This is a genomic window from Pseudomonas shiyinii (assembly GCF_056725765.1).
The window spans coordinates 2,770,183-2,789,519 of the sequence record NZ_CM161522.1; the positions used below are offsets into that span (position 1 = coordinate 2,770,183).

Genomic DNA, 19,337 nt, shown 5'->3' on the forward strand with positions numbered 1-19,337 from the left:
CCACAGTGATTTTCGCAAGCCTTGAGAGCGGCGCAATCTCGGTGGGAGCTGGCGGCAGCCTGCGATGGGCTGCAAAGCAGCCCCAAGCCCTCAAACGGTAGAGCCTTAAACTCAAGGGGCCGCTTTGCGGCCCATCGCAGGCTCCGCCACACAGAGGGGCAGCGGCGCCAGGTTGGCCCTCAGTCCGGAACGGACGCCCGCAGCGCTGCAGACTTGGCCGCAGGCTGGCTGTTGACCATGCAATACAGCGCCCCCGTCAGGACCAGGCCCACCGCCCAGCTGATGTCCGCCCCCAGCCAGTTGGCGACGAAGCCGGTGTAGAACGACAGTTTCATGAACGGGATGGTGCCGATGATCGACACGGCGTACACCGCCAGCGTGCGGCGATTGAAGCGCCCGTAGCGCCCCTTGGCGTTGTACAGCTCACCGACTTCATACTGGCCGCGGCAAACCCAGTAGTAGTCGGCCAGGTTGATCGCACTCCATGGAATCAGCAGGTAGAGCTGGCCGATCAGGATGTCGGCGAAGAAGGTGTCGAACCGGTACTGGGTGGCGATGGCGATCAACGTCGCCGCGACGGTCAGCACGGCCATGATCAGCGCCTTTGCCGACGACGTGACACGGCGCAGCTCACCGAAGGCACCGAAGATCGTCACCGTCGACATGTAGGCGCTGTACAGGCAGAGCACGTTGTACTGGATGACGCCCAGCGCAATCACGCCCAGCGCCAGCGGTGCCCAGGGCCCGAACAAGGTGGCGATGGCGGTGGCAGGGTCGTGGCCGAGCGCGGATGGGATGGCGACGGCCAGCAAGGCGCCCAGGGCCATCATGGCGAACGAGCCCAGCGCGCAGCCGCAATAGGTTGTCCAGAACGTGGTGCGGGTGTTCACGTTGGCCGGCAGGTAGCGCGAGTAGTCGGCTACGTAGGGGCCATACCCGAGCGTCCAGGAGGCCGCCTGCGCCACCACCAGGTTGAAGGCCGTCCAGGAGAAACCGCTGCTGAGCGAGGTATTCACCGCGGCCTCGCCGGGGTGCAGCAGGATCAGCACCAGGGCACCGCCAAACACCAGGGTGGACAGCAGGCTCATCCATGCGCCCAGGCGGTGGATCAGCTCGTAGCCGATGAAGCCGATGACGAAGGTCAGCACACCGACCAGGATGATCGCCTGGTCGTCGCTGATCGGCAGCAGCGCCTTCAGGGCGTCGCGCATGAGCACGCCGCTGGCGGCCAGGAACAGCACCGCTGCAGTGACCATCACCAATAATGGAATCGCCGCGCCATGCACGCCGAACTGCGCCCGGCTCTGGATCATCTGCGGCACACCCAGGTGAGGCCCCTGGGCGGAGTGCGCGGCCATGAAGATGGTGCCCACCAGGTTGCCGACCAGCAGGCCGAGCAACGTCCAGGCAAAGCTCAAGCCAGAGGCGATGCCCAAGGTGCCGACCATCAGCGCCGTCACCTGGAAATTGGAGCTGAACCAGATCGTGAACAGCCGTTTGGGTGAACCATAGCGTTCGGCGTGGGGGACGAACTCGATACTTCGCGTTTCCAGCTTCACGGGCGTTTCCTAATTGTTGTTATTCGGCGGATTATCAGCCGGGCAACCGAACGACATTCAGTCTGACGACGAACACTTCATAGCTATCAACGACTTACCGGAGCAGTTCGTCGGCTTCACCGCCATGCGGCGGATCGTGCCGGCCCCGCTACTGATCCGAACGCAGCTTCACCGTCTAGTCCGTTCAGAGGATTCCCACGCCACATCGAAGGCCGACCATGGCCCGCTCAAGGTCATTCCCGACCACGCGTGTGTAAGGAGAACGTCGTGCAGAAAGTCATCTACCTGCTTTGGCAACCTGAGCAAGACACCTTCGAGTCGTTCGCCGCCGCCCTGGCCGGCCCCCTCGCCGACCGCCTGCAGACCCTCGGCGCCCGACACCTACAACTGAACCTCGCCGATGCCGACGTCAGCCCCGCCCAGGGCCTGCGCCAGGAACAGGCTGGCCCCCTGCCCCAGGCCGTGCTGAGCTTCTGGCTCGACACCGCCGTCGCCGAATTCCGTCGCCCGTTTGACGACCTCCTGCAAGCCCATTGTGCACGCATCGCCGGGTACCTGGTCTGCGAATCGGTGCCTATCCGCAACACCCGCTTCCCCGCCCACGCCGGCCAGCGCACCCATGGGTTCTCGCAACTGGCCTTCCTTCAGCGGCCGGCACGCCTGACTCACGAGGCCTGGCTCGAGGTGTGGCAGAACCACCACACCCGGGTGGCCATCGATACCCAGGATAACTTCGAGTACGTGCAGAACCTGGTGGTGCAGGTGCTCACCCCCACCGCCGCGCCGCTGGCGGCCATCGTCGAGGAGTGCTTCCCACCCGCCGCCATGAGCGACCCGCAGGCGTTCTTCGATGCACCGGGCGATGCGGCGAAGTTCCAGCACAACCTCGCGGTGATGATGGACAGCTGCCAACGGTTCATCGACTTCGATCAGTTGGGCGTGCTGCCTACCAGCCAGTACCCACTGTAAAAGGAGGCCAGGGCATTGCCCTGCGCAGCCGCTTCGGTGCGCTACCGTTTATGCCCAATCAGGGCCGCACCGGCGCATGCCAGGGCAATGGCGACGATACCCGACCATTGCACCAAGGTGAGGACCTCATCGAGGATCAGCCAACCCGCGATGGCCCCCGCCGCGGGCGAGGCGCTGAGCAACACGCCGAAGATGCTCGCCGGCAAATACCGCATCGCGTACATGTCGAGCAAGAACGGCACGGCGCTCGACAGCAAGGCAACGCACAGGCCGATCAACAACACCCACGGCTCGAACAACTGGCTGCCGGCCTGGCTCACGCCAAGCGGCACCCCCAGCAACGCCCCGAACAGCATGCCGGAGGCAACGGCCTGGCGGCCATGGACAGCGACCTTGCTGCCCAGTACCACATACAACCCCCACGCCAAGGCTGCCGCCAGCGCATACAGCACGCCGCGCAGGTCCAGGCCGTGGCTGTCCAGCCCCCACGGCAGCAACGTCAGGCCCAGTGCCGACAGGCCGATCCAGAGCAAATCGATCTTGCGCCGGGAAGACAACAAGGCAGCCCCCAGCGGACCGATGACTTCGATCGACACCGCGATCCCGACCGGAATGTAGAGGAAGGCCCGGTAGATCAGGATGTTCATCAGGCCCATCATCAGCCCATAGGCCACAAGCCGCGGCATGCTCGCCTGCCGCCAGATGCGCCATGGCCGCAGCACCGCCAGCAGGATGACGGCCGACAACCCCAGCCGGAGTGCCGCCACACCATCGGGGCCTACCATGGGGAACAGGGTCTTGGCCACGGCAGCGCCTGTCTGTACGGACACGAGCGCCGCCAGGGCGGCGCCGATGGGCGCGAAAGCGCGAGCGTCAGGTGAGTCCACGCAAATCTCCAGCATGTTTCGATGGGCCATTTTAGTGCTCGGCCTTTGATCGAATTGCTGTGAAAATAGCCGCTTGACGAGCCAATTGCTTTTTTTGGGCAGGACACATGAGCGACCTCACCAAGCGTCCGCTGGACGCTTTCGACCACGCAATACTCAAGATGCTCCAGCAGGACAACAAGACCTCGCAACGGGTCATCGCAGAGGCCATCGGCCTGTCCACCCCGGCCGTTCAACGCCGCGTCGCCCAGATGGAGGCCAGCGGGGTCATCCTCGCCAACACTGCCGTGCTCGCGCCGGAAGCGGTGGGCCAGCACCTGACCGCCATCGTCGAGTCACGCCTGCGCGAAGACCGCTCGATCGTGATGGACCGTGCCAAGCGTTACTTCGCAGGGGTGGACGAGGTGCAGCAATGCTATTTCGTCAACGGCGGCGTGTCGTTCATCATCGTCATGGTCGCCCGCGACGTGGCGCACTTCGAAAAGCTGGTCAGGAAGCACTTCGCAGACAACGAAGATATCCTGACCTACCGGACACTCATCGTGCTCGACAAGGTGAAAGTGGGGTTGTCCGTTCCGATATGAACACCAGGGAGAACATCAGCATGACCATGACGATCCGTAGCGAGCGCATCCAGGACATCGATGCCATCGCCCGGCTGACCCAAGCGGCGTTCGAGCAGGCGCCCCACACCAGCCATACCGAACAGTTCATTGTCGATGCCCTGCGCCGGGCAGGTCAGCTGACCGTTTCCCTGGTCGCGGTCGAGAACGACGCCATCGTCGGTCATATCGCCGCCTCCCCCGTCACGGTTTCGTCCGGCGCAACCGGGTGGTATGGCATCGGCCCGGTGTCCGTGCGGCCGGACCGCCAAGGCCAAGGTATCGGCGCGGCGTTGACGAAAGCTGCACTCACCCAGCTCCAGCACCTGGGCGGCGCGGGCTGCGTGGTCTTGGGCGACCCTGGCTACTATGGGCGTTTCGGCTTCCAGGCCAACACCGGGCTGACCTTGCCCAACGTTGCGCCTGAATACTTCCAGGCGCTGGCTTTTTCGGGCGTGGTGCCTGAAGGGGTCGTGGCGTATCACGAGGCCTTTGGTGCAACCGAGTAGGACAGGTGGTTTCAGGTCGGTTTCCAGATCTGCTCTCAAGGAGGATGCTACGTTGAAGACGCAGTACTACACCTCAGCCAGCCTCGATGGCTTTCTTGCCACTGAAGATGATTCACTGGAATGGCTGTTTCCGCTTGGCGACATCAACCAGACCAGCTACCCATCCTTCATCGAGGCTGTAGGCGCGATCGCGATGGGGTCGTCGACCTACGAATGGATCCTGCGCAATGCAGGTACCGTCTCCGAACAAACAGGCACGGCGTGGCCATACACCCAACCGACCTGGGTCTTTACCAGCCGCAGGTTGCCCACGATGGAAGGTGCCAATGTGACGTTTGCCAACGGCGACGTGCGTGCGGCTCACGCTCAAATGATCGCGGCTGCCAATGGCAGGAATGTATGGATCATGGGCGGCGGCGACCTTGCCGCGCAGTTCCATGACGCCGGATTGTTGGACGAGATCATCGTGCAAATCGGCTCCGTAACGCTTGGCGCCGGGAAACCGCTGTTTCCGCGACGGCTCCTGAGCCCCGGCCTTACCCTGCTTTCGGCAACGATGGTTGGTAGTGGGTTCGCGGAGTTGACCTACCGGGTACTGAAGGATCGCCACTGACTTGTTTCGCGTTCCCTAAAGCCAGCTTCGGTTGAAAGCTGTCATTTCACGTCCGTCAGCTGTCGACCCAAAGCGGACATTGGGAGTGTCTGAGCGGAATTACATTTTAAAACATCGAGTCGTTTGACATTACGAAACGGTTAGACGAATGTTGGGATTGAATTGGATATCAGCTATTGCAGGCATTTCATATCCGTTGAACTATAAATTCGTCAATACAGTGATAAATTCATGACTAATATAACCTATCGGCCTGCCCACCCGGATGACGCCTCCCTGTGTATCAAAATCCGAGGGTTGACGCGAGAAAATGCATTCTCATCAGAGGAACTGCATGCGCTAGGCATTACCACCGAATCTTGGAGCACTGGCATCCGAGACGGCAGTTGCCCTGGCTTCGTAGCGTGTGAAGATGGCCGGATGATTGGCTACTGCTTTGGAGATCGGGATACCGGCGAGATTGTTGTTCTAGCCCTTCTTCCATCGTACGAGGGCCTGGGAATCGGCAAAACGCTGCTTGCGATGATGGTGGATCAACTCAAAAACCAAGGGCTTCCTCGCGTGTTCTTGGCTTGTTCCAGCGATCCGGATGTTAGGTCTTATGGATTCTATCGGCATCTGGGGTGGAGCCCAACAGGGGAAAGAGATGACTCTGGAGATGACATTCTCGAACTAAAATTAAGTAAATGAACGATATTGGTACTTCTAAGATTTAACGGAATGCGGAGCCTAGGCTTCGAATTGCCACCAAACTTTCATGAGCGGCCGCTTTGGGTCGAAAGCGGTCATCCATGACCGTTATTTGTCGTCCCAAAACGGACTCTGCACCCTGCCCTGCCCAACGACCAATAGCTGCCGTTCCCAATCAAAAGCCAACTTGCATGAAATCCCGCTTTGGTGTCATAACCAGCGAGCTGCACAGTGCCTCACCTCGCCAGCCGTCCCACGGCTGACCCACACAATGGGAGAAGGAAATGAAGCTCTTTTACTCGCCAGGTGCCTGTTCACTCTCGCCGCACATCGTACTCAACGAACTGGGCCTGCCCTACTCCGTCGAAAAAGTCGACCTCAAGCGCCACACGACCGCCGACGGCGCGGACTACTACACGATCAATCCCAAGGGCTATGTTCCAGCCTTGCAACTGGACAACGGTGAAGTCCTCACCGAGGGCCCGGCCATCGTCCAATACCTGGCCGACCAGAAACCCCAGGCCAACCTGCTACCCCCTGCAGGCTCGCTGGAGCGCGCGCGGGTACAGGAATGGTTGCACTTCATCGGCACCGAGGTGCACAAGACCCTCGCCGCCTTGTTCAACCCGAGCATTACCCCGGAGGCCAGGAGCAAAACCATCGATACCTTCGGTAAACGCCTGGACTTCGTGGAGCAGGCCTTGCAAGGTAAGGACTACCTGACCGGCAACATCTTCAGCGTGGCCGATGCCTACCTGTTCACCATCGTGAACTGGGCGCCGATGCTGAAGATTGACCTCTCACCCTGGCCAACGGTGGCGCAGTTCCAGCAACGGGTCGCCAACCGCCCCGCCGTGCATAAGACATTGCAGGCCGAAGGCCTGGTCTGACCTGCGTCGGGCTCAAGCCGTCAGCCCTTGCGGGCTTGAGCCCCACCTCCCTCGCCCGATTCAGCGTCGCCCTTCGACGGCCATGCGCATGGCCAAGCCGGCGAGGACCGCTCCCATCAGCCAACGCTGCACGATCTGCCATACGGGCCTGCCGGCGAGAAATATCGCGATGGAACCCGCCATGATGACGATCAGCGCGTTCACGCTCACGCTGATGACGATCTGCGTCACGCCAAGCACGATGGATTGCGCAAGCACGCTGCCGTTGTCGGCAGGCGTGATGAACTGGGGCAGCAGCGACAAGTACATGACCGCGATCTTGGGGTTCAGCACGTTGGTGATAAAGCCCATCATGAACAGCTTGCGCGGGCTGTCCTTGGGCAGCTCACGCACCTGGAACACCGAGCGGCCTCCGGGTTTTACCGCCTGCCAGGCAAGGTAGAGAAGGTACAGCGCGCCACCGAGGCGCAGGGCGTCGTACGCATAGGGGACCGCCAGGACCAAGGCGGTGATACCCAATGCGGCGCACACCATATAGACAACGAAACCCAACGCCACCCCGCCCAGGGAAACCAGCCCGGCCATGCGCCCCTGGCAGATCGACCGCGAAATGAGATAGACCATGTTCGGGCCGGGGGTCAGCACCATGCCAAGTGAGACCAGGCCATAGGCAAGCACATTGGACAGTTCGGGCATGGCGTCACTCCTGGAGGGAGCGGACGATGGTACGCAGCTTCAGGGCGGGGCGTTAGATACAGATTGGCTGGTAAAACGCCATACACCCGACACGAGCAGGCATACCGAGGTGCGCCTGCTCATGCCGGCGCATCTACCACAAAGCAATGTCGTAGGTCAGGTAGATCCGGTTGCTGTCACGCCCTCGGGAGAAATCAGAACGGTAGACGTAGTTACGCAGTTTCACGCCCAAGCCCTTCATCGGCCCGGATTGCACAACGTAGGCAAGCTCCATGTCACGCTCCCATTCGCTGAGCCCGGCGTCAGCAGAGCGGCCGTTGTCGCCGCTAAGGTAGCGGGTCATGAAGGTGAGCCCAGGGATCCCGGCCGCGGCGAAGTTGTAGGCGTAGCTCGCCATCCAGGTCTTCTCTTCTTCCTCGATGAACTTGCCGATGCCGACGTTACTGAACGAATAGACCGTCGCCCCACTGATGTACGGCAGCCCCGCCTCGCCGTCGAGCACCTGGTAACCGGCTCCGACGGTGTGCCCCGAGTGGCTGTACGCCACCTGGCCACTGATCATGTCGTTGTCGATCCGGCCGCCATAGGCGGCTCCGCTGTCGCGGCTCTTGAAGTAGCGCAGGTCGGTGGTGAACACCCCGCCGGCCAACGGCAGTTCGTGTACCAGGCCCGCATAGTCCTGGCGGTAGAAGTGTTCGAGCTGGCCATGGAAATAGCTCAGGCGCAGCTGCTTGCTGACGGCGTAGTCGGCACCGGCAAAGCTGAAATCGCCAGACTCGCTGCCGCCATAGCCATCCAGGTAGAGGCCGGTGCTATCGGAGGAGTCGCGCTGCTTGAAGCGCTCCAGGTGGCCGGCGGTCAGGGTCAGGCCCTCGATATCGGTGCTGGTCAGTTGTGTGCCTTGATAGGTCTGTGGCAGCAGCCGCGCATCGTTGTAGACCAGCACCGGTGTCTTGGGCAGCAAGGTGCCATGCTTGACCATGGTCTGCCCCAGGCGCGCCTTGGCCGTCACGCCGGCACTGGCGAACTCATCCGCGGCGCGGCCATCGTCGTGAACCGGCAGCAGGCCGGTACCGCTGCGGCTTCGGCCCGAATCGAGCCGGACCCCCACCAGCCCCAGGGCATCGAGCCCCAGGCCCAGCGGCCCCTGGGTGAAGCCTGACTGGTAGTCGAGCAGAAAACCCTGCGCCCACTCCACCCGCTCGCTCTTGGCAGTCGCGGCAGCGCGGGCGCTCATACCCTGCTCGTCGCGAAAGTTTTCGTTGAAATAGACATTGCGCAGCTGCAGCTTGAGCTTGCTGTCGTCGATGAATCCGACAGCGCCGGCCACAGGCAGCCAGCCGCAGAGCAGGCCACAAGTGGCCCCACGGAAAACAGCTCGGGACATGTTCGGTACTCTGTTGTTGTTATTGGGTGGAAGTGGGCGCCGGCTGCGCCCGATGCGACTCAGACGAAGAAGGACAGCGCCCCCGTGAGCAACGCCAGTGCCGTGATCACCAGCGAGGTGAGTACCGCCCATTTGACGGTGGCCTTCTGGAAGTCGCCGATATCGCGATCGACCATACCGACCAGCAACAAGGTCGAGGCCACCAATGGGCTCATCAGGTGCACCGGCTGCCCCAGCACCGACGCGCGGGCGATTTCCACCGGGTCGATGCCATAGGCCGCGGCGGCGTTGGCAAGGATCGGCACCACGCCGAAGTAGTAGGCATCGTTGGACAGCACGAAGGTCAGCGGCATGCTGGTCAGCGCCACCACCAGCGGGAACCAGTGGCTCCATGCCTCGGGGATCCAGTCGACCAGGGTCTGCGCCAGGGCATCGACCATCTTGGTGCCGGAGAAGATCCCGGCGAAGATGCCTGCGGCGAACACCAGCAGCACCACGGTCATGGCGTTGCCCGAGTGGGCGAGGATGCGCTCCTTCTGCAGGTCCAGCTGCGGGTAGTTGATCATCAGTGCCGCGACGAAACCGATCATGAACAGCAGCGCGGAATGCATCACGCCCATCACCAAGGCCGTCATGACGGCGATCACCAGCACCAGGTTCACGTACGCCAGCCGTGGGCGCTTGTGCGGGTTGTCGCCGAGGATTTCCTTGATGTAGCAATTGCCGCCACCGGACTCCAGGGCGATGTTGCCGATGCGCCGACGCTCGGCGCGGCCCAGCAGGTAGGCGGTGAACACCACCCACGCCGCACCGCCGATCACGGTGGGCAGCATCGGGATGAAGTACTCGGTCGCGTCCAGCCCGAGCGCGGCAATGGCCCGGGTGGCCGGCCCGCCCCAGGGACTCATACCGCTCATGATGCTCAGCGACAGCATCGACACCGTGGCCAGGATCATCGGGTTCATGCCAATGCGCTTGTACAGCGGCAGCATCGCGGCGCAGGTGATCATGTAGGTGGTGGTACCGTCACCGTCGAGCGCCACCAGCAGCGACAGCAGCGCTGTGCCGATGGCGATCTTGATCGGGTCACCATTGACGCGCTTGAGGATCTTGCGGATCAGCGGGTCGAACAGCCCGGCATCGATCATCAGGCCGAAGAACAGAATGGCGAACAGCAACAGGGCCGCCGAAGGCGCCACCATCTTCAAGCCATCGAGCATCATCTTGCCCAACTCGGGGGCAAAACCACCGATCACCGCGAAGACGATGGGTACCACGGTGAGCGCAACGATCGGCGACAGGCGTTTACTCATGATCAGGTAGGTGAAGGTCACCACCATCATCAGGCCCAGGAGTGCAAGCATGGTCTTCTCTCTTGTTTTTATTCTTTGCGGCCATCGGCAAGGCAGACGGCCCCCTACCCCACTCGACATCGCCGGGATGTCGGGCGGGATTCTAAGTCAACGATGGGAGGTGGAAGAGGCTCTCAGCTGTGATGCCGAGGCTCGGCAGACCAATCGGCCTGCACAGTGCCCGCCTCAGCCGGTGCAGCCGGGGTGCGGTTCAGGCGGCGTAGCAAGGTTTCCCGTTCACAGGCGTTCTCCGACAGTGAAATGACTACGGTGGCCACGGCGTTGCTGGCCAGGCTGGTCAGGGCACGTGCCTCGGACATGAAGCGATCGATGCCGATCAACAAGGCAAGCCCCGCCAACGGGATGTCATGGATGACCGTCAAGGTCGAGGCCAACGCCACGAAACCACTGCCGGTCACGCCCGCAGCGCCTTTGGACGACAGCAGCATGATCGCCAGCATCGTCACCGTCTGGCCGAGGCTCAGGTCGATGTTGCAGGCCTGAGCGATGAACACCGCCGCCAACGACAGGTAGATGGCGGTACCGTCGAGGTTGAACGAATAGCCGGTTGGCAGCACCAGCCCGACCACACCTTTCTTGCAGCCAAGCTTTTCCAGTTTTTCCAGCATGCGCGGCAGCACGGGCTCGGTGGACGAGGTGCCGAGCACCACCAGAAACTCCTCGCGGAAATAGCGCAGCAGCTTCCACAGGCTGAAGCCATGGGCACGGCAGATGCCGCCGAGCACCACCAGTACGAAGAACGCGCAGGCGATGTACAGCGTCCCCACCAGCTTGGCCAATGCCCCGAGGGAGGTCACACCGTACTGCCCGACGGTAAAGGCCAGCGCACCAAAGGCACCGACCGGGGCAAAGCGCATCAGGTAGCCGAAGATGCGGAACACCATGGTCGAGGTAGACTCGAGTACGTCGAGTACCGGCTTGCCTTTCTCGCCCATCGACGACAGGGCAAAACCGCTGAGCACTGCAATGAACAGTACCGGCAACACTTCCCCCTTGTTGAACGCACCGATGAACGTGTCGGGGATGATGTGCATGAAGAAGTCGACCACGCTGAGCTTGGCCGCGGAGGCAGCGTACTGGCCGAGCCCCTCGGTGCTGAGGGTGGCCGGGTCGATGTTCATGCCAACGCCCGGACGGAACAGGTACACCGCTGCCAGGCCGATGACCAGGCTGACGATCGTCAACCCCAGGAACAACAGCAAGGTCTTGCTCATCAACCGACCCAGCGTGCGCTTGTCGGTCATGCCGGCGATGCCGGTCACGATGGTGCAGAAGACGACCGGGGCGATCATCATCTTGATCAGCTTGATGAACGCGTCACCCAGCGGCTTGAGCGCAACGGCCTGTTGCGCCCAGAAGTGACCGACCACCACGCCCAGCAGGACGGCGCAGAGGATCTGGAAATACAGTGACTTCGCGAGTTTCATGAGGCATCACCCATTGTTGAAATTGTGCGGATGTGCGAGGTGCCGGTGTGCTGCAGGCCCTGCCTACCCCGCCCGCCTGCGCATGGTCGGGGCGTAGACGAAGCCTGAAAACAGCCGGCGGGCGGTTCGTACCACAGAGGCCTGGAGCGTCTTGCCATCGGCACCGCTGCGCGAAAGCGCCACGTCGATGCCACCACTCGGGTGCTCCAGGCGGACTTCCTCCAGGTGCTGCGCGTGTTCTCCCAGCATGTCCATGATCACCGTGCCTGGGCTGACGCAGGCCGTTGCCAGGCCGATCGCACCGGTGATGGCCAAGGCGCGGTGGCAATTGTGAGGCATGAAGTAGCGCACCTGCAGCGTGCCGTCATGACGAGCTGGAGAAACCAGCACCGGCTTGGGAATCACCATGCCGCTGACATCACCCAGCCCCATGGCTTTGCCGGCCTTCAGGCGCAAGGCCTCCAGGCGCTTCAGCAAGCGCGTGTCGGCATCCAGCTGTGCCGGGGTCTCGGAACCGGTCACGCCCAGCTGGCTGGCCTCGACGATCATCATCGGCATGGCCATGTCGATGCAGGTCACCGGCACACCGTCGATCACATCCTGGGCCCGGCCCGTGGGGAACAGCTTGCCGGTCTTGCTGCCCACCGCGTCGAGGAAGGTCAGGTGCACCGGGGCGGCGGTGCCTGGAACACCGTCGATTGCAGTACGGCCTTCGTAGCGCACGATGCCGCCGGGTGTTTCCACCAGCGAATTGACGAAGGTGTTGGTGTTGAGGTTGCGGATGCGTACCAAGGTCTTGCCATCCTGGGCCTTGACCAACCCTTGCTCGATAGCGAAGGGGCCTACGGCGCAGAGCATGTTGCCGCAGTTGGGCGCGGTATCGACACGGCGTTGGGCGACCATGACCTGCACGAACAGGTAGTCGACGTCGGCGTCGGCATGCAGCGAGGGGCTGATGATCGCCACCTTGCTGGTCTGCGGGCTACCGCCGCCGATGCCGTCGATTTCCAGTTCATGCCCGGACCCCATCAGGTTGATCAGCAATTCGTCGCGTTCGACCACATTGGAAGGAAGATCCCAGGCGTGGAAAAAAGGCCCTTTTGAGGTGCCACCGCGCATGAGTACGCAAGGAATTCGTTGCATGATTTCGCACTCTTGTTGATCAATAACGATCATTGATGTTGTAGACACAAGACTGACAGGGATGAATAAATCAATCCAATGCAAATATCGTAGGTATTATTGCGATTGGTTAATCAATCGACGACCAGGGTCAAAGAGTGATTCGAGATGGAATATGAGCTACAAGACATACGATCTTTCGTGAAAATCGCCGAACTCGGCAGCTTTCATGAGGCCGCAGAAGCGCTGCACCTATCCCAGCCAGCCTTGAGCCGGCGGATCAAGAAGCTAGAAGAAGGGTTGGGTACGTCGCTGCTCGAGCGCACGACCCGTCGCGTCAGCCTGACCAGCGTCGGCCGTGACTTTCTGCCCAAGGCCAGGCGCCTGCTGGATGACTTCGAAGACTCGATCCTGAGCATTCGCGAGCTCGCCGAACGACAGACCGGCCAGGTCACCCTGGCCTGCATCCCGACTGCAGCGTTCTATTTCCTGCCGTCGGTGATCCGCGACTACAACGAGCAATACCCCAAGATCCGCATCCGCCTTCTGGATCTCAGTGCCAACGACGGGCTCGAGGCCGTGCTGCGGGGCGAGGCCGATTTCGGCATCAACATGATGAGCGGCCAGCACCCTGACATCGAGTTCGTCTCGCTGGTGCAGGAGCATTTCGTCCTGGCCTGCCGTCGTGACCACAAGCTGGCGAACCGCGAGGCCGTCACTTGGACCGAGCTGGCCGACTACCGCCTGATCGGCGTGGGTCGCCTGAGCGGTAACCGGATGCTGCTGGACCATGCCCTGGCCGGGCTCAACCTGCGGCCCAAGTGGTTCTATGAGGTCCAGCACCTGTCCACCTCACTGGGCATGGTCGAGGCTGGGCTGGGCGTATCGGCAATGCCCAGCCTGGCCATGCCCAGCGCCGACCACCCGACGCTGGTCAGCGTGCCGCTGATCGAACCCCAGGTCACCCGCACCCTGGGGCTGGTCTACCGACGCGGGGCATCGCTGTCGCCGGCGGCAGAGAAGTTCGTGTCGATCCTGTTGGACAAATGGCCCAACCGGTGAACGAAACGCGCAGGACGGTACAGGGGAGAAACCAGCTGCATTCATAGCTCACTTCCCTCCCAGACCCAAGTCATTGGGCCGGCGCTTCTCGATCGCGAACTTGAGCAGTGCCGCGCTGCGGAACAGGCCATGGGCGAACTTGCCGTAGGGCAGCGTGATGAACAGCGCCATGACCGTGCCCAGGTGTATCGCCAGCAGGATCGCCATCGCGGCGGTATCGCGCAGGCCCAGCAGCGCAAGGCCCGTGGCACTGACCAACAGCAGAAACAGGATGAACGCGCGGTCCATGGGCCGCTGGGCACCATCGCCCTGCTCCGGCGCCCTGCGCAGGTTCAGCAGCAACAGCCCGGCCGGCCCGACGATCAGGCCAACACCGCCCAAGGTTCCGAGCAGCACCGGTGCGCTCAGCAACGGGTACGGTGCCGGGTAGCCCAGCAGGTAGTGATACCCGGTGGCGACCACCGTCGCGGCGAAGCACAACAGAAAGCCATAGAAGGTGAAGTGATGGAAGCGTCGACGCCAGAGGGTGTAGCGATCGTCGGCGTTGTTGCAGCCCTGGCCATGCCCGCCGTCCAGGTACTTGAGCGTCAGAGCGGCATGTGACGCCTCGAACACCGCCCCCTTGGCCGGTTGCGCCTGCATGTTGGCGGGCGACACCGAGCGCCAGAAACGACGCACCGCCACGCTCAGCGCCAACGTTGCTACGGCGAAGACGCTGCCGAACATCAGCGCCAGGGTGTTGTGCGGGAAGACCGCATAGAAATTCCCTGCCAACCGCCCAGGCAGCAGCGTGCCGTTGACCAACAAGGCCAGCAGCAGGAACAGCGACAAGGCCACTGCCAGCGCACTGGCGACATAGACGCCGTTGCGCCGATACAAGCGCCCGAACGGGCTCGGCCAGGCATACTCGGCATAGGTCTGCCCGCGCACCTTGGCCATCGCCTGGGGCACGTTGACGGCGAACGCGTGAGGTTGGGCATACTGGCAGGCATGCAGGCAGGCGCCGCAGTTGTGGCACAGGTTGGCCAGGTAATGGATATCGGCTTTGCCGAACTGCAGCCTGCGGGTCATCGCCGGGAACACGGCGCAGAAGCCCTCGCAATAACGGCAGGCATTGCAGATGCGCATTTGCCGGTCCACTTCCTGCTCCTCCAGGTTCAGCACCGGAATCAGATCGAGGGCCGGCTGGGCGGGAGCAGGCTGGCGAGGGTCAGGCAGTTGCGCGGTCATGGCGATTCTCTTCTTTTGGATATGCGTGCCCTGCAACCGCTGCAGCGCGGGTGCCGGCGATGCGGCCGAAGGCGGTGCCGATGGACATGCCGACACCTGCGGTGTAGCCCTTGCCCAGTACATTGCCCGCCATCATCTCGCCAGCGACGAACAGGTTCGGGCTGGGCCGGCCACCGAAATGCACAGCGGCGGTTTCATCGGTACGCAGCCCCAGGTAGGTGAAGGTCACGCCAGGGCGCAGTGGGTAGCCGTAGTAAGGCGGCGTATCGATCGGCTGCGCCCAATGGCTTTTCACAGGCTCCAGGCCCACGGTATGGCAATCGTCCAGCCGGGTGTGGTCGAAGGTGCCGACCTGGCAGGCCCGGTTGTAGGCACGTACGGTCTCGACGAAGGCCTGCACGGGCAGGCCGAGCAGGCCGGCCAGCGCTTCCAGGGAGTCGGCGGTGGCGCCAGGGAAGACCGGGGGCATGAAGCGACCGAGGGCTTTCTGGTCGATGATCGAGAACCCCACCTGCCCGGGCTGATGGGCCACAAGACGCCCCCAGATGGCGTAGCGCTTGGGCCAGAAATCCTCGCCTTCGTCATAGAAGCGCTGCCCGTCGCGGTTGACCACCACGCCCAGCGACACACAATCGATGCGCGTGCAGATGCCGCCGTCGTACAACGGCGCACGGGCGTCGATCGCCACCATGTGCGCCTGGGTCGGGTCGCCGATCGTGTCGGCGCCCTGTTCGATCATGCGGCGCAACAGAACCCCGTCATTGAATCGCGTACCGCGGATCAGGAAATTGTCCGAAGGCCACTCCCCTCGCGCGTTCTGCCCCCAGGCCTCGCGCAGCCACTGGCGGTTGGACTCGAAACCACCGGCGGCGAGCACGCAGCTGCGCGCCTCGATACGTTCGGCGGGCAATGGCTGCCCACGAACCTCCCGCGCCGGCACCTGTGCTGCAACGAAGCGTCCGTCCTGCAGTTCGATATCGGCAACCGGGGTGTCGTAGCGTACCTGTACACCCAGGTTCTCGGCGCTGCGAAAGTAGGCATTGACCAGTGCCTTGCCACCGCCCATGAAGAAGGCATTGGTCCGTGCAGTGTGCAGCGCGCCGGACAACGATGGCTGGAAGTGCACGCCATGGCGGCGCATCCACCCGCGACAGGTCGAGGACGCCCGTATCACCAGGCGTGCGAGCGTTTCGTCGGTCTGGCCACCGGTGACCTTGAGCAGGTCCTGCCAGAACTCTTCTTCCGGGTAGGACCCGACCAGCACGTCCTGCGGCGCGTCATGCATGCAGCGCAGGTTGCGGGTGTGTTGGGAGTTTCCGCCTCGCCAAGCGCGAGGGGCTGCTTCGAGCAGCATCACGCTGGCCCCAGCCTCCCGCGCCATCAGCGCGGCACAGAGAGCGGCATTGCCCCCTCCGATGACTAGCACATCGATCATTTCGCCTCCAGGTCATGAGGAGTCGAATGTTCGGGTGCTCCTCGTGACCACGGACTCTAATGAGCGGGCAAAGGGGGCGAAACGCGATTGCCGGGGGGAGGCATTCAGTTTTTCTAAAGCGCGACCCTGGAGATACCACAGGCCAGCTTCAAAGCAACCGGGCTCCCGGCCATCGGCCTTGCTCCACCAGGTCGCGAGCGACATCCTGCAGCACGATCCGGGTCGCCAACGCCGCCGGCGAAAGTTCGTCCTCGGTCAGGCTGACGATCACATTGCGACGCTGCGCCTGGGCCTGATCGATGGCAAACACGCGCAAGCCCGCCTGGTGCGCCCTGGCCACCGTCGCACCGGGCTGGATGGTGGCGGCATGGCCTGCACAGACGCAATCCATCAACAGCGACAAGCCATCGACCTCCATCACGATGCGGGCCTCCAGCCCCGCCCGCTCGAAGATCGAGCGCAATGTCGAGCGCAAACCGTGCTGCGTGCTGGGCATCACCAGCGGCAACGTCGCGATCTGCCCCAGGGTAAGGGCCTCACCCCAATCGCCCTGGACCAGCGGGGCCGGGACCAGCACGAACAGCCGCTCGTTAAGAAGCGGACGAACATCCAGCCGCGGCCCCGTCTCCGCCTGGAACAGCACCGCCAGGTCAAGGTGCCTGGTGTTGAGTTGGTTCATCAGGTAACCCGACAGCATTTCCACCAGGTGCAGACGGATGTCCGGGTAGCGTTCACGCATCCTGTCGATCAACGCCAGGCCAAGGATCGATGCGGTGGTAGGCGCCAGCCCAACGCTGGCATACCCGCTCATGCGACCGCTTTGCGCCGCCAGGACCGCATGCTCCGCCTGGCGAAGAGCCAGGCGCGCGTGGTACTCGAAAGCCAGGCCCGCCGCCGTCGGCGATACGCCGGTACTGGAACGGGTCAGCAGCCGAGTGCTCACTTCGCTCTCCAGCTTCGACAGTTGCTGGCTCAATGCAGAGGCGCCGACCCCAAGCTCGAGCGCAGCCCTGCCAAGGCTGCCGTGCTCCAATACACTCAGGAAATAGCGAAGTTGACGTAGCTCCATACAAGTCTCTTTCAGCGATAGGGGCCGATCTGCTAATGCCTGTCAGTTAAGGACCCAGGGCACTGCACGCCCATCGCCGGCAAGCCGGCTCCCACAGGGACAGTGCTGTCCTCGAAGCTCACGCGCTACTTGTGGGAGCCGGCTTGCCGGCGATGGGCTGCGTAGCAGCCCCAAGTGCAGCCGATAAGCTTAACTGACTGACATTAGCCGATCTGCCCTCAGGGAATCATCGAAGATCGCCTGGGTTGCCTCGATGGATCAAGTGCCCATGACGTAGCGCACCGTCTTTTCCAACGCTCGGGCCATATCGGGGTGTGCCAATCGATATTGTCGTTCCAGTTGCTCGCTATGACGCATGTCGAAGCGCTGCGTCTGGATGAAGTTCAACGACTCGGCGCTGACTGCCAGCCGCGCCGCCAGCCCGGGAATCGCCAACAGCCACCTGAGTACCCCCGTCGGCACATGGCGCCGAGGCGCCTTGACCCCGAGCGTGCCTGCCATCTGCTCGAGCATCTCCTTCAGGTTCGGCGTGTGCTCATGGAGCGCCAGGACCTGCCGGTTGGCCATCGAAGGGTCGAACGCCACGCAGGTGATCATCGCCACCAGGTAATCGACGCTGACCAATGGCAACCAGTGCCTGGCGGAACCGGGAACCGCCTTGAACCGGCCTTGTGCCAGGTTCCGGATGAGTTCGGCCAGCGGTTGCCCTTCCACGATGTGCCCACTCTCGCTGTGGCCGCATACCGTGGCGGGGTGCACGATCGTGTAATCCGCACCCGCGGCCTGCATATAACGGATAACCTCGAAATGGGACTCGAACTTGCTGCCTTCGTAGCCACCCACACGGCCGTAGACTGCAGGCCAATCGGTGTTTTCAGGGTGCTCGCTATCGATTCCGATGCGGGCAAGGTAAGGCAGATTCTGCAGCATGAAGCCGCCGACCATCAGCAATCGCATGCGCTGGCTCGCCGCAAGCCTGGCGACCCTCAACGCCCCTTGCACATTGATTGCGCGGGCGCGCTCCATGGTCAGGCCCCAGGAGAACTCCGCGGCGAGATGGAAGGCCACAGAGGCTGAAGACACGCGCTGATGGTCCGCCTCGCTGAGCCCCAACCCTTCCCTGCCGATATCGCCCTCAACGGCCTGGAGACGCGCAGGGTTGCCGCCCAAGCGGCCTACCTGCTCTCTGAGGCGCTCGATATTCCCAGGGTTGCGCATCAGCACCCAGGCCTTGTGCCCTGTCGCAGTAAGACGGGCCAGCAGATGTTGCCCCACGAACCCACTGCCGCCTGTGACGAAGCATTCCACGCTCATGCTCGGTTCCTTGTCTGGATGATGGGCGCAGGCTAAGGTATAGAGCTCACTCTACAGTCAAGGCGTTTTTTCCGTGAACATTGGAGAGCTGGAGCGCCGCAGTGGTCTCGGTCGCCACGCATTGCGCTACTACGAGCAGCTCGGGCTGATCGTGGCCCATCGGCAGGCCAACAACTACCGCAACTACAGCGAGCAGACCGTTGTCGACCTGGTGTTCATCCAGCGTGCCCAGGGCGCTGGGTTTTCACTCGCCGAAATTGGCGAGATCCTCACGGCCAAACGGGGTAACACGATCAATTGCGCGCAAGGCGCGGCCCTGGTCGCCAGCAAGATGGCCGACATTCAAACGAAGATAGCCACCCTGCAAGCCACGTATGTTTTTCTTGAAGCGGAGCGTGCGAAGCTCGAGGCCAGTGCCATTGCCAATGGGCAGACGATTCCCCAGCCTTCCGTCCCTGGGCATGCTTCGCCACCCTAGGCTCCAGAACAGCGTGTGCTATGCC

General features: G+C 62.6%; 19 protein-coding genes. 8 read left to right on the forward strand and 11 right to left on the reverse strand.

Going from position 1 to position 19,337, the window contains the following annotated elements; genetic code table 11:
- Positions 1-179 precede the first annotated feature (179 nt).
- Positions 180-1,559: a purine-cytosine permease family protein gene (locus ACXHGZ_RS12505; protein ID WP_480460116.1), complete on the reverse strand. Its 1,380-nt coding sequence runs from the start codon at positions 1,557-1,559 to the stop codon at positions 180-182.
- 267 nt (positions 1,560-1,826) lie between these two features.
- Between ACXHGZ_RS12505 and ACXHGZ_RS12510 the strand changes: the two genes are divergently transcribed.
- Positions 1,827-2,528 (forward strand): EthD domain-containing protein, encoded by a 702-nt coding sequence (locus tag ACXHGZ_RS12510; RefSeq protein ID WP_480460117.1) that lies wholly within the window; start codon positions 1,827-1,829, stop codon positions 2,526-2,528.
- 41 nt (positions 2,529-2,569) lie between these two features.
- Here the strand turns inward: ACXHGZ_RS12510 and ACXHGZ_RS12515 are convergent, their stop codons facing one another.
- Positions 2,570-3,415 (reverse strand): EamA family transporter, encoded by an 846-nt coding sequence (locus ACXHGZ_RS12515; protein ID WP_480460118.1) that lies wholly within the window; start codon positions 3,413-3,415, stop codon positions 2,570-2,572.
- A 107-nt stretch (positions 3,416-3,522) separates the two neighbouring features.
- On the opposite strand from ACXHGZ_RS12515, the gene ACXHGZ_RS12520 reads away from it, so the two are divergent.
- From ACXHGZ_RS12520 to gstA, 5 genes are all read left to right on the forward strand, one after another.
- Complete coding sequence (locus ACXHGZ_RS12520; RefSeq protein WP_480460119.1) at positions 3,523-3,999, forward strand: Lrp/AsnC family transcriptional regulator; 477 nt, start codon at positions 3,523-3,525, stop codon at positions 3,997-3,999.
- A 20-nt stretch (positions 4,000-4,019) separates the two neighbouring features.
- On the forward strand, positions 4,020-4,526 hold the full coding sequence (locus ACXHGZ_RS12525) for a GNAT family N-acetyltransferase (RefSeq protein WP_480460120.1): 507 nt from the start codon (positions 4,020-4,022) through the stop codon (positions 4,524-4,526).
- A gap of 52 nt (positions 4,527-4,578) precedes the next feature.
- The gene (locus ACXHGZ_RS12530; RefSeq protein WP_480460121.1) at positions 4,579-5,139 is read left to right on the forward strand and encodes a dihydrofolate reductase family protein; all 561 of its coding nucleotides are present in this window, start codon (positions 4,579-4,581) and stop codon (positions 5,137-5,139) included.
- Between the two features lie 231 nt (positions 5,140-5,370).
- The gene (locus tag ACXHGZ_RS12535) at positions 5,371-5,829 is read left to right on the forward strand and encodes a GNAT family N-acetyltransferase (RefSeq protein WP_480460122.1); all 459 of its coding nucleotides are present in this window, start codon (positions 5,371-5,373) and stop codon (positions 5,827-5,829) included.
- 284 nt (positions 5,830-6,113) lie between these two features.
- Positions 6,114-6,719, forward strand: a complete 606-nt coding sequence (gene gstA / locus ACXHGZ_RS12540) for a glutathione transferase GstA (RefSeq protein WP_480460123.1) — start codon at positions 6,114-6,116, stop codon at positions 6,717-6,719.
- 60 nt (positions 6,720-6,779) lie between these two features.
- Here the strand turns inward: gstA and ACXHGZ_RS12545 are convergent, their stop codons facing one another.
- The 5 genes from ACXHGZ_RS12545 to ACXHGZ_RS12565 form a co-directional block, all read right to left on the reverse strand.
- Complete coding sequence (locus ACXHGZ_RS12545) at positions 6,780-7,415, reverse strand: LysE family translocator (protein ID WP_480460124.1); 636 nt, start codon at positions 7,413-7,415, stop codon at positions 6,780-6,782.
- Positions 7,416-7,548: 133 nt separating this feature from the next.
- Positions 7,549-8,802 (reverse strand): OprD family porin, encoded by a 1,254-nt coding sequence (locus ACXHGZ_RS12550; RefSeq protein ID WP_480460125.1) that lies wholly within the window; start codon positions 8,800-8,802, stop codon positions 7,549-7,551.
- 59 nt (positions 8,803-8,861) lie between these two features.
- Complete coding sequence (locus ACXHGZ_RS12555; RefSeq protein ID WP_084858874.1) at positions 8,862-10,166, reverse strand: CitMHS family transporter; 1,305 nt, start codon at positions 10,164-10,166, stop codon at positions 8,862-8,864.
- A 122-nt stretch (positions 10,167-10,288) separates the two neighbouring features.
- Positions 10,289-11,602: a dicarboxylate/amino acid:cation symporter gene (locus ACXHGZ_RS12560; RefSeq protein ID WP_480460126.1), complete on the reverse strand. Its 1,314-nt coding sequence runs from the start codon at positions 11,600-11,602 to the stop codon at positions 10,289-10,291.
- A 63-nt stretch (positions 11,603-11,665) separates the two neighbouring features.
- Positions 11,666-12,745, reverse strand: a complete 1,080-nt coding sequence (locus ACXHGZ_RS12565) for a 4-oxalomesaconate tautomerase (RefSeq protein ID WP_480460127.1) — start codon at positions 12,743-12,745, stop codon at positions 11,666-11,668.
- A gap of 147 nt (positions 12,746-12,892) precedes the next feature.
- Between ACXHGZ_RS12565 and ACXHGZ_RS12570 the strand changes: the two genes are divergently transcribed.
- The gene (locus ACXHGZ_RS12570) at positions 12,893-13,786 is read left to right on the forward strand and encodes a LysR family transcriptional regulator (protein WP_084858877.1); all 894 of its coding nucleotides are present in this window, start codon (positions 12,893-12,895) and stop codon (positions 13,784-13,786) included.
- 48 nt (positions 13,787-13,834) lie between these two features.
- On the opposite strand, the gene tcuB is transcribed toward ACXHGZ_RS12570, so the two are convergent.
- The 4 genes from tcuB to ACXHGZ_RS12590 all read right to left on the reverse strand — a co-directional run bounded on the left by tcuB (position 13,835) and on the right by ACXHGZ_RS12590 (position 18,834).
- Positions 13,835-15,016, reverse strand: coding sequence for a tricarballylate utilization 4Fe-4S protein TcuB (gene tcuB, locus ACXHGZ_RS12575; protein WP_480460128.1), 1,182 nt, complete (start codon positions 15,014-15,016; stop codon positions 13,835-13,837).
- Positions 14,997-16,451 carry an FAD-dependent tricarballylate dehydrogenase TcuA gene (tcuA, locus tag ACXHGZ_RS12580; protein WP_480460129.1) on the reverse strand — a complete coding sequence of 485 codons (1,455 nt, stop codon included), beginning with the start codon at positions 16,449-16,451 and terminating at the stop codon, positions 14,997-14,999. Before tcuA ends, tcuB begins: the two co-directional genes overlap by 20 nt.
- A 148-nt stretch (positions 16,452-16,599) precedes the next feature.
- Positions 16,600-17,520, reverse strand: coding sequence for a LysR substrate-binding domain-containing protein (locus tag ACXHGZ_RS12585; RefSeq protein WP_480460130.1), 921 nt, complete (start codon positions 17,518-17,520; stop codon positions 16,600-16,602).
- A gap of 258 nt (positions 17,521-17,778) precedes the next feature.
- Positions 17,779-18,834 carry an SDR family oxidoreductase gene (locus tag ACXHGZ_RS12590; protein ID WP_480460131.1) on the reverse strand — a complete coding sequence of 352 codons (1,056 nt, stop codon included), beginning with the start codon at positions 18,832-18,834 and terminating at the stop codon, positions 17,779-17,781.
- Between the two features lie 73 nt (positions 18,835-18,907).
- Between ACXHGZ_RS12590 and ACXHGZ_RS12595 the strand changes: the two genes are divergently transcribed.
- On the forward strand, positions 18,908-19,312 hold the full coding sequence (locus ACXHGZ_RS12595; RefSeq protein ID WP_084858882.1) for a MerR family transcriptional regulator: 405 nt from the start codon (positions 18,908-18,910) through the stop codon (positions 19,310-19,312).
- Positions 19,313-19,337 lie beyond the last annotated feature (25 nt).